A 17102-nucleotide genomic window follows, 5' to 3' on the forward strand; every position below is an offset into this window, starting at 1 on the left:
CTGCGTAATTGTTATTGTCCGTATCCTAAGAACAGCTCTGGTAAGAAAAGCGTCACTTGAGGGAAGATTGCTACTAATGCCAATACGATGAACAGTGGCACTAGAAGAGGGATAACGCCTCTGGTTAACACATGGAATGGAATGTCACCAACGCGAGATACAACATACAGCGCCATGCCCATAGGTGGTGTCAAAATACCAATCATGAGGTTAAGAATAGCCATCACACCGAAGTGAACAGGATCAATGCCTACAGCCGCCGCAACCGGTACGAGGAAAGGTACCAGCAACAACAATAGTGCTAGTGATTCGATAAAGGTTCCTAGGAACAACAGTAATAGGTTAATTAGCAGAAGCAGTACTAGTGGGTTATCACTAATGGTTAGGAAATAGTCTGCTAGCATTTGCGGCAATTGTTCACGAGCGACAATCCAACCGAAGACGGTGACACCCATAACCATAAGTGCTACTACAGCTGTGGTATTGACGGTCTCTTTTAGAATGTCGACGAAACCTGCGAGTGTGAGCTGTTTGTATACCACCGTACCCAAAAACAGAGCGTAAAGAGAGGATACGACCGCTGCTTCTGTTGGTGTAAATTTACCCGAGAAAATACCACCGATGATGATGACTGGTGTAAGCAGGGATAAAAAGGCTTCTTTTAGCGACTTAAACTGCTCTTTGCGTGATGCTTTTGGCAGCGTCATGTAACCGCGCTTTTTACAGATGAAGTAGCTCATCACCATTAACGCGCCACAACATAGGATGCCGGGAACTGCACCCGCCAAGAACAGCGCACCAATAGAGGTATTGGAGACCACACCATAAATAACAAGTGGTACAGACGGCGGTACTAGTGGACCGATGATACAAGAGGCTGCAGTTAAACCACCGGCAAAGTCATCATGGTACTTTGCGTCACGCATGGATTTGATTTCAAGCTGACCTAAGCCACCAGCATCCGCGAGAGCAGAGCCAGACATACCAGAGAACAGCAAGCTTGCCATGATGTTTACATGCCCTAAGCTACCGGTCACGTGGCCGACCATAGACTTAGCAAAGTTGAAAATACGTTCGGTAATTCCCGCGCTGTTCATCAAGTGTCCAGTAAGAACAAAGAACGGCACTGCGAGTAAGGTAAAGTTATCAATGCCGCCAAGCATTTGCTGAGCCGCAAAGTTGATTCCAGTACTGTTGGTTAATACCAAGAATACTAAAGCAACAAATATCAGTGAGAAGCCAACAGGCATACCTGCAAATAACAGAGCCAGCCAGCCGAAAATTGAACCTGCCATGAGAACTCCTTACCTCTGGGCAACTTGCGATGAGCTAGAAGCGTCTTCGCTTTTAGCTTGTTTAAACTCAGCTCCAATTGAGAAGATCTTTTGCAACTGTCGGACGACCATGAACACGCCACCAAGAGGTAGGCTGTAGTTCATCCATTTACTAGAGATGCCTAAGGTGATGAGTTCAAAGAAAGCGGTACGTTGTACGTGCTGATACCCGAGGTAAATGATGGCGAAAATGGACACCAACACAGCGAGTTCGAGTGCGATTACTAATGAATAACGGATATTTTGTGGAAGCTTATCCGAGAAAAAGGTGATGTTGACGTGGGTGCCTCGTTTGATGGCCATCGCGCAACCGATGAGTGACATATACATAAACAGCACACGAGCTAATTCTTCACTCCACAAAGAAGGATCGTTCAGCAACCAGCGTGTTCCTATTTGCCAAGTCAGCACCACTAACAGGGCCGCCATCAGCGGCACTGTTATGATTTCTTCAATATTATCAAATATTTTGCGTATCATTTTAGGCTCCAAGGCTGACCAAACCGGCCAGCCGAGATTACAACTTCAATTCAAGCGAACGTCGAATTGATCGCGGCAATTACATTGCAGCAAGTTTCTTAACGATAGGCTCGCCAATCTTCTCTTCGAATTCCGTATATAGAGGCTGCATTGCTTCACGGAATGGTGCGAGATCAGGGTAAGTGACTTTCACGCCTTCAGATTCAAAGAAAGAAATAAGCTCAGCTTCTTGCTTTTTAACCGATGCAGTATGAGCAGCACCTGCTTTTGCTACTGCTTCGCTGACAATCTTCTTATCGGCGTCTGAAAGCTTTTGCCATGTTGATTCAGAAATAATCACCATTTGGTCATTAACGATGTGGTTAGTAATAGCAAGGTTGTCCTGAACTTCGTAGAACTTCATTGTCTTGATGGTTGGCAATGGGTTTTCTTGACCGTCAACCGCGTTGGTTTGCAGTGCTAGATACACTTCTGAGAACGCCATTGGTGTTGGCGATGCACCAGAAAGTTTTGCATAGTTTAGGTTCGGTTTAGCGTTAGGAACGCGTAGCTTCAGACCTTTGAAATCTTCAATCGTGTTTAGAGGACGGTTAGAGGTGGTTTCACGAGTACCGTTGTACCAAGTATCTAGAGCACGCCAGTTGAATTTAGTCAGCATTTCTTCACGTACACCTTGACCAAAATCTGAATCAAACATGCGACGTAGGTGTTCGTAGTCTTTGGCAACGTAAGGTAGGGTTACTGCTTCTGCGCGTGGGATCCATAGACCCATACGACCAAATTCAGCGTAAGTAATATCGAGATCGCCAAGGGTTAATTGCTGAAGCATAGCGCGGTCATCACCGAGTTGCGCACTAGGGTACAAAGCAATCTTGATGTCGCCGTTACTCATCTCTTCTACTGTATCAGCAAGAAGTTTTGCAGAGGTATATTCCACAGATCCAACAGAGGCTTGCATGCCCATCTTAAGTGTTGTCGCCGCTTGTACTGAAACTGCACATCCTAATGTCAGCATAGCGATAGTAATTTTATTTATAGCTTTCATGTTCTTCCCTTTTGTCCATTGTTTGGCGAGATTCGCGAGTTTCAAAAAAAAATTTTATTTTGTTTGAAAAAAATCTTCGTTATGGATTATTATGGTCGTGAAGATTATTTTCAAATCAACTTTTCACAAACTGTGATCACGGACAAAATTTAGCCTAACTTATCTGTTTAAAGACTCGTTAAGCGGTTTTGGGACAAGGAAGCATGTCCAATATTTCGTTGACGCCAACATAAGACGAGAGGCTCGAAGTGAGAGATAAAAGTCTAAAAATCAGAGAATTAAAAGAGCAATTGCGTGGGCAAACGGTAGTATCTATTCAGCCAGTTGTCGGAAGTCCACTCGAGAAAACTGAATTCATTGTTGCCATGGCTTTAGCCGCGCAGCAAGCGGGTGCCAAAGCTCTACGTATCGAAGGTGTTAAAAATGTTGCGGCGGTAGCAGCTAATGTGACTATACCAATTATCGGCATCGTGAAACGTGACCTTATTGACAGTCCAGTTAGAATTACCCCTTATGTTGAAGATGTCGAAGCGCTAGCGGCGGCGGGCGCAACAATCATTGCGTTTGATGCAACGAGTCGGGTTCGTCCTGAGTCTCGAGCTGTGATCGTAGACGCCATTCAACGCACGCCTTGTTTTGGTATGGCGGATTGTTCATGTTTTGAAGATGGCGTTTGGGCTTATGAGCAAGGTGTGGAAATCATTGGTTCGACGTTGTCAGGCTATGTGGGTGGCGAAGAGCCTACCGAGCCCGACTTAAATCTAGTTCGAAGATTTGCAGCCGAAGGCTTCTTTACCATGGCAGAAGGGCGATACAATACGCCGGAGTTAGCAGCACAAGCGATTGCCAATGGCGCAATAGCCGTTACAGTAGGCTCTGCACTGACAAGACTAGAAGTGGTGACTCAATGGTTCAATGCGGCAACTCAAGCAGAGGTAAAACAGTATGAGCACGTTAGCTATTGATATTGGTGGTACTAAAGTGGCTCTAGGATTGGTTCAAAATGGTGAACTGATAGAGCGTGCTCAGCTAGCGACGCCTGAGACGACATGTGTACAAGAGTTTGCTAGTCAAATTCTTGCACAGTGTCGGTCATGGATACACCAAGTCACACAGATTGGCATATCCACTACGGGATGGGTGAAACCAGAAGGTATTACTTCTATTAATCCTGATACTCTTGCCTTCCCTCAACCGTTTCCGTTACATAAAGAGATAGAAGCGCAAACGGATAAGCCTGTTGCCATTCTCAATGATGCTCAAGCTGCAGCTTGGTATGAATATCGCTCTCTCAAAAAAACCGTTAACAATATGGCGTACATAACGGTATCAACTGGTGTGGGTGGTGGTTTAGTTCTTAATGGGCAACTGTATAAAGGGAGTCAGCATCTCGCTGGACATATCGGTCACACCAGTATCGATCTCAATGGTCCGGTCTGTGGGTGTGGGCAACGTGGTTGTGTTGAAAGCATTGCCTCTGGAACGGCAATTAACCGAGTTGCTCGTCAAACTATCCACCCGACAATCTCGAATATTGAGTTATTTAAACTCGCCCGCGACGATGCGCAAGCAATGGACATCATCAAAAAGAGTGCGCATGCGGTTGCTCAGCTGTGTTGTAATTTGAAAGCTACACTAGACTTAGATCTTGTTTGTCTAGGTGGAGGAATAGGGCTAACGGAGGTGTACATTCCATTAGTTCTAGACTATATCGAAACAATGCCAGCTGCATTTCAAGTAGACGTCGTTAAGGCGACCGGTGATTATGATGCTTGTTTATTGGGTGCCGCAGCCCAATTCTCATAGTGAAATGGGTAAAGAATAGTATTTCGCAGCCTCATAGGCTGTTGATGAAAGGAATGGATAGACAAATGACGATACGAGCAATCACAGCCAAGACGATTTTTGATGGCGAGCAGTACCATTCCGACTCTGCATTGGTTTGGAAAGGAGACCGGATTGTCGACATAGTCCCCACGTCGACATTGCCTAGTTCAGTCATTGTTACTGATGTTGGCGACAGAATCGTTGCGCCGGGATTTATCGATATTCAAGTGAATGGCGGCGGCGATGTCATGTTTAACTCTGATACAACTGCAGACGGCATAGACACGATTTGTCGAGCACATCGTCAACACGGTACAGCCTATCTATTACCAACTTTGATCAGTGCAACGCCAGAGGAAATGAAAACGGCGTTAATTGCTGCGGAGTGTGCGATCGAGCAGGGCGTAGCAGGTGTATTAGGTGTTCATCTAGAAGGGCCTTGGCTTAATAAAGACAAGAAAGGGGCGCACGATGCCAATAAGTTCTATAGCCCAACGATTGAACAGCTAGAAGCTTTCCCGTGGTTAGAGCGAGGGGTTAGCTTAGTCACGTTAGCGGCAGAGAATGTTGATACGCAGGCTCTAAATTGGTTGCAGCAGCACCACGTTGTGGTGTCTTGTGGGCACAGTAATGCAACTCAGCATCAGTTAACGGCAGAAAAACTTGCTTCAGTAAATGGCTTTACCCATTTGTTTAATGCGATGTCACCGCTTGAAGGGCGTGAGCCTGGTACTGTTGGTACGGCATTAATGACCGACCATGCTTGGTGCTCCATTATTGTCGATGGTATTCATGTTGCAACGCAAAACGTTTTGATGGCTCATAAGCTTAAACCAGAAGGGAAGTTGCTTATTGTGACCGATGCGATGGCAAGTGTCGGCAGCAGAACCAATCGTTTTGTCTTAGATGGAGAAGAAATCTCGGTACAAGATGGCAAACTGGTGAACTCAAGTGGCTCTCTAGCCGGTGCGCATATTGGCATGGATCAGTCTGTCGCCAATGCCATTGCTTGGGGACTTAATGAGGCTGAGGTATTGAGAATGGCTTCAACCTATCCAGCCGAGGCCCTTAATCTGGACGACGTGGGTACTTTGAAGCCGGGTTACCGAGCTGCTGCAACCATACTTAATTCTGATTACAGCTCCTATGCGGTATTAGTTGATGGTGTGCTAAATCCTTAACTTCCGTTTATGGAGTTAGTTTGCTTGTAATTTGGCTGAGGTAATAAACTCGCCAAAGCTTTCACACCAAATGATCGCTGCCGTGTATTGGCTTAAGTCTGTGCCTTCTGGCAGCGATAGCAAGAATCTATCGAAGGTTTTCACATCTCCCACCTGTAACATGCTAGCTTTGTTAGCATTAAAATCCGCTTCTGTTTCGACGTAGGTTGGAGATAGATACAGTTTGTAGTCTGGTCCCGGAGCAAGCTCTCCAACGAACATTGCGCTATTAATGGTAAAACTAATGTTGCCTTCCCCCCAGTGGAAAAAGTCGCTGTCCTGACGGTCTTTATCGAAGGTGCCCGAGTAGACAATGTTGTTGGAATTGGTTTGGATACTCTCGATGGAAGGAGACTCTGGTTGAGTCAAAATAGGCAGTACGTAAATGCCTAGCATAAAGCCACAAAACAGAGCACCCAAATGGGTGAATAGTAGAATTACTCGTTTCACAGTCACTCCTTTGACGTTACAACGTTTTCACCTTTATCGTTAACCATAGTGCAAGCCTGTTAGGCCCATCAACTTTATTGGTGTGATAGGTGGTTATTTTTACAGATATTGATTGTTTTGAATGACGGCTTTAAGCGTCTCTCGCGCTGTCTTGTGATCGTCATCATTAATAAAACGGCGGTGGTAGATCATCCGGTGTTGGACATTACGTATTTCCAGAGGAATGGGGAATACTTTGAGATTGAGCATCGGTGCCAAATGATTTGCCAGAGAGAGGGTTGATGCTCCGATCAGGTTTGTTGTTGCTGCTAGTGCTAACATGCTTGACACCGAACCAGTTTCGGCCTTTATAACTCTCGGTGGGCTGGGCTTCTCAGATAAAAAATCCATCATGTTGACGTTGTTACGACGAATTTTCAGTGCAATATGTTGGGCTTTGAAATACTCCTCGTATGACAGCGTATCGCCGATGTCTGGATGATCTTGTCTACAGACGCAGACGGCGGGCTCATCGAAAATATCCTCTACGATATGGGCTTGGCTCATACTCGTTGCAATATCAATGGCGAGGTCAACTTTTTGAGAATCTATATCGGCAAGGAGCTGCTCTTCACTCAATGGAGCCTCGATAAATGACAGTCCTGGTAAATCGCATACCAGGTGCATCAGCGCTTCACTGCAATAGACTTTGGTAATTTCTTGTCGCTTTTCTATCGTTTCTAAGATCGAAAGCGGCATTTCAATTTTGTCTGCCAATGCAACGGCTGCACCTGTCGGAGCAATACCTCTCCCTGAACGAACAAACAGTGTCTTACCCACTACTCCTTCCAGACGCTTCAAAGCTGCACTAACTGCGGGTTGAGTGAGCTCCAATTCTTCTGCTGCCATTGTTATAGAGCGATGACGATAAACCGCGCCAAAAGTTGTAAGTAGATTTAAGTCCATAACGATCTGATTTAGTGAGTGTTATTTCTTATCCTAGCAGAGCAAAGGTGACTGTCAATTGACCTTAGTTGGAGTGCGCTAATTCGAATTTAGATTCAAATACATAAATGAAATTTATGTATAAAGCTATATTTACTCTATTTTTAGCGTTTGTTGTTATGTTTAAGGTGGTGGACATAGACACACGGATGTGATTTTTTCATTCAATTAAGAGATTTCGAGAAAATGAAAAATGTCCGTATTGTCTCAATTATGGCTTTAATCGCACTCATCTTTAGTGGTTTCGCCTACTCCCAAAACTGTAACGTTGAACAGTTAGAAGCAACAGAATACTCGTTGCTCAGCAACAACTGATTTCTCTCATTTATATTCATTTATCACTTTTCCCTGTTTTGGGAGAGGAGGAACTATTATGCCAAAAATCCATAAAATGACGGCTGTTGCTGGCTCGATTCTTCTATCGACGTCAGTTTTAGCTCAAACCCCTTTTGAACATTATCAGTCTGAAAACTCGGCCAGTTTCTCGGGCTACAAGCACTATAACTATGAACAAAACGTCAATACAGAAGAGTTGATGAAACAGGGTGGGAAAATCTATTCTTCACCAGAGGAAATACATGCCATTTTACAAGGAGGGCTCAAAACAGATATCCAAACTGGCGAAGAACTCTGGAAAGAAGGTCTAATGTTTGATGGCATTGAACCAATGGATCATATGGTTACTGCCGCTAATTGGTATCCAAGGACAGAAGAGCTGTTAACTAACGAAATGCGAGTGACCTTCATGGGGACTTCTCCGATGATTCGCCCAGGTCAAGCTAATACCTCCATATATGTAGAGTTAGGCAACGGCGACAATTTCGTGTTCGATATTGGTGAGGCGTCAATTGCTAACTATATTGGGGCTGGTGTTGCGTTAAACGAACTGGACAAGATCTTCATAACTCATTTGCATGTAGACCATTTTGGTTCTCTTCCTTACTTGTACCAATTTGGAGGCTGGAATGGACGGTGGGAAAAACCACTGACGATTTACGGTCCATCAGGTCGCAACCCGGAAGATGGGACGCGACATATGGTAGAAGGCATGTTGCAAATGCTTTCCTGGCATCAAGACGCGTTTGATGTTTTCCCGTCAGGTAATGATATAGAAGTTGTCGAGTTCGACTTCAAAGACGATGGCGGCATTATCTATGATGTTGATGGCGTCAAAGTATCACATTGGAGACGTTCTCACGCAAAAGACGGTGCCTCAGCGTATCGCCTTGATTGGACAATCAATGACGAGGAGTCGCTCTGTTTTGTTTGGACTGGGGATGGTCGACCTACTGAACTTGATATTCAGTATGCCAAAGGTTGCGATTTGTTCGTAACCGAGGTTCAGACTGAGCTCGTCGGATTGGCGTCTATCGTTCAAGGAGTGCCTGCTTTTCTAACACGCTATACCATTGATACTCATCATACGTCAGGCTATGCGGCGGGATGGTTAGCAGATCAAATACAGCCACGTTTGTTTATGACTACTCATATGGAGTTTGACCCTTACTACAATAACGAAACTGTGGCTCAGGTACGTGAGCACTGGAAAGGTCCATATCACTTTGGCGCCCCCGACATGATAGTCGCGAACATTACACCGGACAAAGCATGGGTTCGAGAGGGGATTATTCCAGATTTTCCAAATAATCGAGCTCCCCAGTTTAATCTCAATGACGGTGAAGTTTTTCGTGTTCCAATGCCGAAAAATTCACGAGCCGATATTCAAGAGCAAGAGATTCGTGATTTAGAAATTGATGAAGCATTGTATTACCCCGAAGGTTACCACCCTCAACTATTGAAAGAATGGCCGTTGGATCGTGACCTGATCGTGCCAACGGAAGTATTGCCAGAAAGCATGAAGCAGGGGATGGGAGAGAAGCAGCGAATGGTTGACAAAATGCGCGAAGCTCATGGATTGGAACCTCGTTCCGTGCATCGTAAAGATTCAGCAGATCCATATCGCGACACTCGAGAAGGTAATACCCAACAAGAACAAGAGTAGCGACTTTGTTTGTGGGCATAGAGGTCCGGTGCTCACAAACTCCTTCCCAAACTTCAACAACGAGTAACCTATTTATGCGACGACTTACGATTGTAGTAACAGCGCTATATCTATGCACGTTTAAAGCAATGGCAGCGCAACACTCTCACGACACATTATTTAGCCGAGACAACGCAATAATGGCTGCGGCCGCAGTGGAAACCGTCAATGTGTATTGTGTTGGAACTGGCTCTTTGACCTTAGAGTATACCGAACACAACTCGAAAATAGTCCGTGAAACAATAGAAGGACTTTCTGAAGATGTGCTTAACGAACCCTACGTATTTAATGAGGAAGATCCTCTGTACCTTCAAGGTGTTGCTTTAGGTGAGCAGCTTATTCAAGAAGCTGAACAGAAAGGTCATGTTAGTCAAATGTGTACACAGCCAGAGGAACAAAAACGATGAAAAAGACCACGATTATTTTAGCCACCTTCATTCCTTCATTAGCTATTGCTTGCGGTGCACATGTTCATAATACGTTGCCCCACTATGAAAATTATACCGAGTCGTTGGTGGCGATGTCTGTTTGCAAGGTAAATGAGCATATTTCAGAGCAACAATCTGCAGTGTGGTTTAAAAAATTAGCATGGGTAGCTAATGGCACCGACGAAGAATTGTTTGAGCATTATGCACATTTTGCCGCAGAACACGTAAGTAACATTGCTAATGATCCCGATATGTTACCTAAGTGGAATGCTAGTTATTGTAAGGATCAATTCTTTGATGTGATGGAAATGGATCAAGTCGTTTTGGAAGACCTTTACGATGAGCAAGAACTCGCTGATCGAGAGTTTAACCGGCAAATAAAAGAAAGTGGCCTGTCGGGTTGATAGGCTTTACTGCGTAGGTGCCCACTTTGTTGTATTCATAGATTGGGCATTTTGAATTCATAACATCATTGTTTGTAGAGTTGAGTATAGAAGTTGTAATGATAATCATTTTTTATCTATAAGTGGTGGGGGGGACATGTACTGTTCGCCATTTTCGGTACTGTAAGCTGAATAAGCCTTTGGTAGGGGTTGTGGTTTTTCTAACCATCACGCAAAGTAAGGGCAACGATTATCAGACACAAGTAACAACGATGAATTTGGCAAGTTTTCTAAGACTCGTACTATTGGCATCGATATGGGGTGGGTCTTTTCTCTTCATGCGTATTGCCGCCAATGTTATGGGGCCTGCTGTGCTCATTGAGGCGCGGGTCTTCTTTGCTGCCCTTGCGCTTCTTATCATCAGTGTTTATTTAAAAAAGAAACTTGAGTTTACCAAGCACACCAAACACTTTTTTATTATCGGGCTGTTTAATACGGCATTGCCTTTCTTGTTATTTGCCTATGCCGCGCAAACACTCAACGCATCCACACTTTCTATACTTAACTCTACCGCAGCGATTTGGGGGGCAGTTATTGGTGTATTTTGGACCAAAACACCGCTAACTAAGCGTGGTGCACTTGGCTTATTGGTTGGGATTGTTGGTGTTGCGGTATTGGTCGGCTGGGATGCAGTTCGTATTGGTGAGCAAGCGACATTGCCGATAATTGCTGGCGTGATGGCGGCCTGTTGTTATGGCATCGCAACCAATTATGCGAAAAATGCACCGTCTGTTCCTGCATTCAATAATGCACACGGTAGCATGTGGGCAGCTTGTCTTATCGTGTTGCCGCTGATTCCATTTGTGCCAATGCGAGAAACACCCACACAAGAAGTTTGGATCTCTGTGCTGTTACTTGGCGTTGTATGCACTGGCGCAGCCTATCTATTGTATTTCCGGTTGGTTAACGACATTGGCCCTTCCTCTGCCTTATCAGTAACGTTCCTTATTCCTATGTTTGGTATTTTATGGGGTAATCTGTTTTTAGGAGAGCCAATAGGTGTGAATACCATTGTCGGAACGGTTCTGGTTATTAGTGGCACAATGCTGGTTACTGGCTTCTCGTTGTCATCGCTTCGACGAGCGCCAATATCATAACAAATTGGTCGCAGAGCCTAGGGAAGGCTCTGCGAGTTTGGTTAAGCGGGAATAGACTTAAAGTGTTCCCGAATTTGTTGAATGACGACAAAGAACACGCTCGCCATGATACAGCCAATGAAAGTTGCTGAAACTATTCCGCCAAATGACGCCCAACCTAACGCTTGTTGACCTCCAGAGCCAACTGCGTTAGCTAACATCAGTGGTATAAGTCCGACACCAAATGAAAATGCCGTCATAAATACTGCTCTAGCACGAAGACGTAACGCTTGTACGGCTGCTTCTTTGATGGTGAAGTTATTGTCGTCTCGTAGTGTTTTGGCGAACTCTACGATGAGAATCGCATTTCGAACTGTCATACCAATTAGTAGGATAGCGGCGAGTTGCGTGAGAATATTGATGTTGCCTTGAATATGTATAACACCTTCTACAATTCCTATAATGGCCGTGGGGACGGTAAGCATAATCGCCAATGGAATTAGCCAAGATTCGTATTGGGCGACAAGAACAAGAAATGTCACGAGCATCGCTAAGCCCATCACAATAGCCACCGTATTACCCGCGGAGACTTCTTCTTTTGCAGCACCAGTAAACTCGACTCGATAACCTAACTCATCCGCTAGCTCTTGAATTACGCTAATGGCTTGGCCAGTGGAAATGGCAGGGATAACATCAATGAAAACACCTTGTTCTGCATTGTATCGGGTGATGAAGTTAGGCACTTTGATCTCTTCAAAATCAAAGAATTTATCGTAAGTTATTCGGGTGCCGTTAGCCTTAGAAAGTCCGGTTTTCTTTAAAGCTTCTGGGTCTAATCGGAATTTGGGATCGTTTTGCACCATGACCTTGTAATTGCGACCATCCATATTAAACGTGTTGATATACATACCACCAAAATGCGTTTGCATACCTTCCACCACTTCAGCAAACGTAGCACCATATTTGAGGAGGTCTTGCCGTTTGATGTTCAGTTTCATCGATGGTTTGGTGACTTCAAACTGGCCCATTGCCAAACCAATTCGTTCGTCTTCCATCAAGCGAGAATTAAATTCTAGCGTTAGTTCGTACAACTCAACTGGACTCAGTTCTGGTGCTAGCAAGACGAAATTAACACCATCAACCATCCCTAGTTCTGGGATTACAGGCGGTTTAAATGCGAACGCTTGGATATCGATATTCTCAGACAAAACATGGTTAATTTGTTCCGTCAATTCCGCATCACTTGCTTGACGACTCTGCATGTCATCCAATGACAGCAACATCATAAAACTGCTCATCTCGGCGGTATTGGTCAGTAAGTTGAAACCTGACGCTTCAACACTGGTCGAGATTCCTGGAATTTCGTTGAGTTGCTGAGTTAATGTTGCCAAATACTGATCTGTTGCTGCTAGAGCAGTGCCTTGAGGGAAACTACCGACAACAAAAATGGCGCTGGTATCTTCTTCAGGAAGCAGGCCAGTAGGTAGGTTTACGCCACGGTCAATGGAGAGATAAAGGCCACCGCCCAATAGTAAGATCGTTATCAAAGGCAGACGGGTCGCTGTCCATGCTAAACCAGTAAAGGCACGAATTTTCTGAGTAATCACCCACTCAACAGATTTGGCGATGATGTTCTTTTTGGGTGGTTTCATAAATAACGAACAAAGTGCTGGTGTTAGCGTCAAGGCAACTAAGGTCGAAACAACAACCGAGGCACACAGCACGATGCCAAACTCAGAGTAAATGGTTCCAGCCATTCCTGGAATAAACAACGATGGAGTGAATACAGCGAGCAAGACTAGCATTGAAGCGATAATTGGTGAGAAAGTGATATCCAATGCTTTAGAGACGGCCTGCTTAACGGTAAGTTCGGGGTTCTCGTGAAGCTGATGCTCTGCATTCTCAATGACAATGATGGCAGCGTCTACGACGATCCCTATTGCCATGACTAAGCCAAACATAGAGATGATATTAACTTGAATACCTAGCGCACTCATGACGGCGAAGGTTCCGATTAAAGATACTGGGATGGCCGTAACGGTAATCAGTGTTAGCCTGAAGTTTTGCATGAAGATCAGAGTAACTAAAGACACGATTGCAACTGCGAGTACTAAGGTCTCCAGCACGCTATAAATAGCACCATCGATGAAGGTAGTGGCATCATAAACGACTTTAATTTGGTACTGGTTAGGTTGATCTAACAGTGCCTTAATCTCTTTAGCGACATTCATCGCGTTTGCTTCTGGTGTTTTATAAATGAATAAAACCGTTCCGTTAGCATTCTCGCCATAGGCATTGGCAGTGTATATTTCACTACCAAGCTCAATGTTAGCAACGTCTTTCAAATAGATGGTCTTACCCAGTTCGTCTGAGCGAACTACAATATCTCCAAACTCCTCTGGAGTGGCGAGACCACCATTAACAGTGATTGGGAACTCCAGTTTGTCATCAACGAGGCTGCCTGCTGAAGCTATCTTGTTTTGTGTAGCGATAGCATCATTGATGTCTCCTACGTTGATAGAGTAATACTTCATTTTATCTGGATTGAGCCAAACTCGAATGGAGTACTTCTTCTCTCCGAGGACATCTACTTTCGACACGCCGTTCACACGCTGGATTTTCTCTTTTAACGGGCCTCCAGAGAAGGCGCTGATATCAATGGCCGAGGCGCCGCCTGACGGGTCGGTGATAGATATCCCAAGAATTAAACCATTAGAGAGCTTTTCTACCTTGACACCATTGCGCATGACATCCCCAGGCAACTCCGGTAGCGCAAGGTTTACACGATTTTGGACGAGGTTCACTGCTTTGTCGGAGTCTGTCCCACTTTCAAACACCACTTCCAGCGTATAGGTGCCGTCAGCTCCGCTGGTGGATTTCATGTATTCCATACCAGATACGCCGTTAACTTGTTTTTCTATTTCTGGCGCCACCGATTTAGCCATGACATTAGCACTTGCTCCATCCATAAAGGTTCGGACTTCGACAGTAACAGGCGCGACATCTGGATACCTGCCTATGGGTGAGTTTGCTGCGGAAATGGCTCCTATTAGCGAAATGAGTAGGGCTATCACTATCGCGAATTTAGGTCTTTCTATGAATATTTTAAACATGTCAGCCACCGAGTTATTGGAAATTGTCCGGATATTACGCTCGTGAATTTTTAATAACAAATGAGTTACTAGCCGAACTATTGGAATGTGTGGCGTGTGATATTAACTGTTCGAATACACGGCTTAATTGATGTTTTACCGATTAGAGTTTTAGGTAACTCTCGGTTTTGTTTATGGAACCTATTTTTGCCTGCTTAATGACAAAACTTAGTATTGGTCTATCAAGAAGCGCGTTGCACCAAATGAATATTAATAGTGAGAAAAAGATGAAAAAGAGACAGTTAAATAGAGCGTTGCTATTAAGTTTTACGGTTTACGTGTGGTCAAACGGAGCTATGGCATACCACCCATGCGACGGAGGGAATGTCATCACTGATGCGGTTGATGGTGCAATAGTAGGCGGGATCGTCGGAGCCGTGGCAGGTGATGCTAAATCAGGAGCAATGATTGGCGGTGCTGCTGGTGTAATTGATGGTGCGTATGCCGATGCAGAATGCGACCAGTTAATTGGTGAAGCAGTTGTTGAAGACGCGATTATTTCAGACTATGAAGACGCTGTGGTTGAGGATGCCATTGTTGACGCTGCGATTGATGATGGCTGGTGATCGAGTGATATAACTAACACTTTTGTCAGTCTGCAGGATGATATACTAGACAACTAATTGATTGATTTTTATTAAGTTGTGTTCAAGTCAATACTTGCAGAGTAATAGAGGCTATAACCTTGGGTTAATTGAGGTTATAGCCTCTCGCTTTTAGGCTTCCCCAGCACTTTATGGATGAGGTGCTGCCAATCGAGAAAGTAGTATTGGTAATACAAAAGGAGGTTTGTTTTGTATTAGGGTGAGTTTATATGCGTGTACACATTTCTTTTCTAACGGCGGCTACGGTAGCTGTTTGTTCTTTTTCTTCTTTTGCAAACCAAAATTCTGATACTGAAATCCAAGATATGTCTGACCCTTTAGCGGTTTATACTCAAGCGGGTGCTGGGACATCGGACAAAGGTTTAAACATCAAAGTCGGGCGCACATACGACACAGGTAACCCTGATACCATGGCGATGAACATCATCGAAGTGAAGGGAATAGCTGGAGAATATCTCGGTTGGTCTGGAACGGGTAGTCGTGATAATTCAATTGATAGCGTTCGTTTTCGAAACTTTAGTGTGGACACCACCAATGGTCGCGGTAGTCAACTTGATCTGAACTATAACGTGGAGCAAGAAAGTTTGAATGCATCCTATAGTTTTATTCAAGCATTGCCAAAATGGGGCAACCTTAACCTCTATCCACTTGCAGGATTGGGTGTCAATGTGCGTAATGGGGATTTTCCTAGTTGCATCGATGCTAACAGCGATTGTCAAACCGAACCACGAGATAATGGTTACACAGTTCCAGGGACATACGCAGTAGTGGGGGCTTATACGAAATATGCGGTTACGGATAAGCTATGGCTTAACTACAATCCGATGTGGTTAACGACTCTATCTGGTTCTAAATCTTATGTCGACAATGCATACGGCGTAGGAATGAGTTCTATCTTTACGAATGAATTTGCGGTGTCTTATCAGTTTACGCCTCGCTTTAACGTGCGTTATTTTGCAAACTGGACGCAAGAACAAAGCTATTTTGAAGGCGACCAGAGGGTAGAGTTTAATTACCAGTTCTAGTGTTGTTCTGAAGATATTGAGCGGTAAGACTGTTCGAAGGGGTGAAGAGGGAATAATAGGTTCACTGTAAGATATTCATTCCTTCGAATATCTTTGCGTTTTAACTAATAGGGTCAAATTAGAATGGGAAAACAACGCCCACTTTGCCGTAGGTATTGCGAGTGTCAGTGCCAAATTTGCCCTCATTACCTACTTCTACATATGGGATCATATTGTCGATAGCGGTAAATGTGGCACGAAGCTCTAGGTTGTAGATAGAGTCTTTGTTCTTGTCGCCAACAGTAATTGCTTCTTTCTTATTCTGTTTTTGACCAACCACTTTGGCATTCAGGTACACACGTTCAGTAACTTGCTTACCAGCTGCCAGATCAAAGCGATAGATATCTCCACGTGGAGCGAGCGTATTAGAGTTTAAGTCGGTGTCTTTACGCAAACGCAATGAGGTATCGAATAGTTCCGCCACGTTACCACCAACGGTAATGCCAAATTTATTTTGGTCGTTAGCTGGTTGTTGACGACTCTTCTTATCAACGAACTCATATTCGCCTTTTAGCCAGATGTTACCAAAATCATGGGTGTAGTTAAGGTTGTACTCATTTTCAAAGTTTGCTTTGCGCTTAGCCGAAGCACCGAAACCTTCGTAACCGATGAACGCTTTGATACCAGATCCATTGTCTGCTTTATATTCGGCTGCACCATCTACGAACTTAGCATCTAGTTCCACACCACCCGTTACACCTTCTGCCATAGCATTAGTTGTAAATACTGAAGTTAACGCTAGAACGATTGCTGTCTTTTTCATTTTAATTGCCTTTTATTGATACTCTTCTTGTTGAGAGCGATGCAAAAGATAATGAAAAGTTCCAATAGGAGGTAGTTGGTTTGTATGCATTATTCGAATAGGTTGTTTTGCTATTACCGTGCCTAGGTCAAGGTACTAGCAAGGAAGAATAATACGGATAGGTATCTGGTCAAATATAAAAAAACACCCC

General features: G+C 44.3%; 16 protein-coding genes. 9 read left to right on the plus strand and 7 right to left on the minus strand.

Going from position 1 to position 17102, the window contains the following annotated elements:
- Positions 1–11: 11 nt before the first annotated feature.
- The 3 genes from siaM to AWH66_RS09380 form a co-directional block, all read right to left on the minus strand.
- Positions 12–1295, minus strand: coding sequence for a sialic acid TRAP transporter large permease SiaM (gene siaM / locus AWH66_RS09370; protein WP_063604823.1), 1284 nt, complete (start codon positions 1293–1295; stop codon positions 12–14).
- A 9-nt stretch (positions 1296–1304) separates the two neighbouring features.
- On the minus strand, positions 1305–1814 hold the full coding sequence (locus AWH66_RS09375; protein ID WP_006075311.1) for a TRAP transporter small permease: 510 nt from the start codon (positions 1812–1814) through the stop codon (positions 1305–1307).
- A gap of 79 nt (positions 1815–1893) precedes the next feature.
- Complete coding sequence (locus AWH66_RS09380; RefSeq protein WP_063604824.1) at positions 1894–2859, minus strand: sialic acid TRAP transporter substrate-binding protein SiaP; 966 nt, start codon at positions 2857–2859, stop codon at positions 1894–1896.
- 248 nt (positions 2860–3107) lie between these two features.
- On the opposite strand from AWH66_RS09380, the gene AWH66_RS09385 reads away from it, so the two are divergent.
- The 3 genes from AWH66_RS09385 (at position 3108) to nagA (ending at position 5867) form a co-directional block, all read left to right on the plus strand.
- The gene (locus AWH66_RS09385) at positions 3108–3824 is read left to right on the plus strand and encodes a putative N-acetylmannosamine-6-phosphate 2-epimerase (RefSeq protein ID WP_063604825.1); all 717 of its coding nucleotides are present in this window, start codon (positions 3108–3110) and stop codon (positions 3822–3824) included.
- Positions 3805–4665 carry an N-acetylmannosamine kinase gene (locus tag AWH66_RS09390; protein WP_063604826.1) on the plus strand — a complete coding sequence of 287 codons (861 nt, stop codon included), beginning with the start codon at positions 3805–3807 and terminating at the stop codon, positions 4663–4665. The genes AWH66_RS09385 and AWH66_RS09390 overlap by 20 nt, the downstream gene beginning before the upstream one ends.
- A gap of 65 nt (positions 4666–4730) precedes the next feature.
- The gene (nagA, locus tag AWH66_RS09395; protein WP_063604827.1) at positions 4731–5867 is read left to right on the plus strand and encodes an N-acetylglucosamine-6-phosphate deacetylase; all 1137 of its coding nucleotides are present in this window, start codon (positions 4731–4733) and stop codon (positions 5865–5867) included.
- A gap of 15 nt (positions 5868–5882) precedes the next feature.
- Here the strand turns inward: nagA and AWH66_RS09400 are convergent, their stop codons facing one another.
- Together AWH66_RS09400 and AWH66_RS09405 are read right to left on the minus strand one after the other, a co-directional pair.
- Entirely contained in the window at positions 5883–6356 is a 474-nt protein-coding gene (locus tag AWH66_RS09400; RefSeq protein WP_063604828.1) for a DM13 domain-containing protein, read from the minus strand.
- Between the two features lie 99 nt (positions 6357–6455).
- Positions 6456–7301: a LysR family transcriptional regulator gene (locus AWH66_RS09405; protein ID WP_083399991.1), complete on the minus strand. Its 846-nt coding sequence runs from the start codon at positions 7299–7301 to the stop codon at positions 6456–6458.
- 412 nt (positions 7302–7713) lie between these two features.
- Between AWH66_RS09405 and gntH the strand changes: the two genes are divergently transcribed.
- The 4 genes from gntH to AWH66_RS09425 all read left to right on the plus strand — a co-directional run bounded on the left by gntH (position 7714) and on the right by AWH66_RS09425 (position 11349).
- On the plus strand, positions 7714–9342 hold the full coding sequence (gene gntH / locus AWH66_RS09410; RefSeq protein ID WP_063604829.1) for a guanitoxin biosynthesis MBL fold metallo-hydrolase GntH: 1629 nt from the start codon (positions 7714–7716) through the stop codon (positions 9340–9342).
- A 74-nt stretch (positions 9343–9416) separates the two neighbouring features.
- Positions 9417–9788, plus strand: coding sequence for a hypothetical protein (locus AWH66_RS09415; RefSeq protein ID WP_063604830.1), 372 nt, complete (start codon positions 9417–9419; stop codon positions 9786–9788).
- Positions 9785–10213 carry a hypothetical protein gene (locus AWH66_RS09420; protein WP_063604831.1) on the plus strand — a complete coding sequence of 143 codons (429 nt, stop codon included), beginning with the start codon at positions 9785–9787 and terminating at the stop codon, positions 10211–10213. Before AWH66_RS09415 ends, AWH66_RS09420 begins: the two co-directional genes overlap by 4 nt.
- Before the next feature lie 251 nt (positions 10214–10464).
- The gene (locus tag AWH66_RS09425) at positions 10465–11349 is read left to right on the plus strand and encodes a DMT family transporter (RefSeq protein ID WP_063605151.1); all 885 of its coding nucleotides are present in this window, start codon (positions 10465–10467) and stop codon (positions 11347–11349) included.
- 41 nt (positions 11350–11390) lie between these two features.
- Here AWH66_RS09425 and AWH66_RS09430 read toward each other — a convergent pair whose 3' ends face one another.
- Positions 11391–14441, minus strand: coding sequence for an efflux RND transporter permease subunit (locus tag AWH66_RS09430; RefSeq protein WP_063604832.1), 3051 nt, complete (start codon positions 14439–14441; stop codon positions 11391–11393).
- A gap of 266 nt (positions 14442–14707) precedes the next feature.
- On the opposite strand from AWH66_RS09430, the gene AWH66_RS09435 reads away from it, so the two are divergent.
- Entirely contained in the window at positions 14708–15046 is a 339-nt protein-coding gene (locus AWH66_RS09435; RefSeq protein ID WP_063605152.1) for a glycine zipper family protein, read from the plus strand.
- Between the two features lie 248 nt (positions 15047–15294).
- Positions 15295–16110, plus strand: a complete 816-nt coding sequence (locus tag AWH66_RS09440) for a hypothetical protein (protein WP_063604833.1) — start codon at positions 15295–15297, stop codon at positions 16108–16110.
- 118 nt (positions 16111–16228) lie between these two features.
- On the opposite strand, the gene AWH66_RS09445 is transcribed toward AWH66_RS09440, so the two are convergent.
- On the minus strand, positions 16229–16912 hold the full coding sequence (locus AWH66_RS09445; RefSeq protein ID WP_063604834.1) for a hypothetical protein: 684 nt from the start codon (positions 16910–16912) through the stop codon (positions 16229–16231).
- Positions 16913–17102 lie beyond the last annotated feature (190 nt).

Origin of the sequence: Vibrio barjaei, from assembly GCF_001639065.2 — a bacterium.
Taxonomy (GTDB): domain Bacteria; phylum Pseudomonadota; class Gammaproteobacteria; order Enterobacterales; family Vibrionaceae; genus Vibrio; species Vibrio barjaei.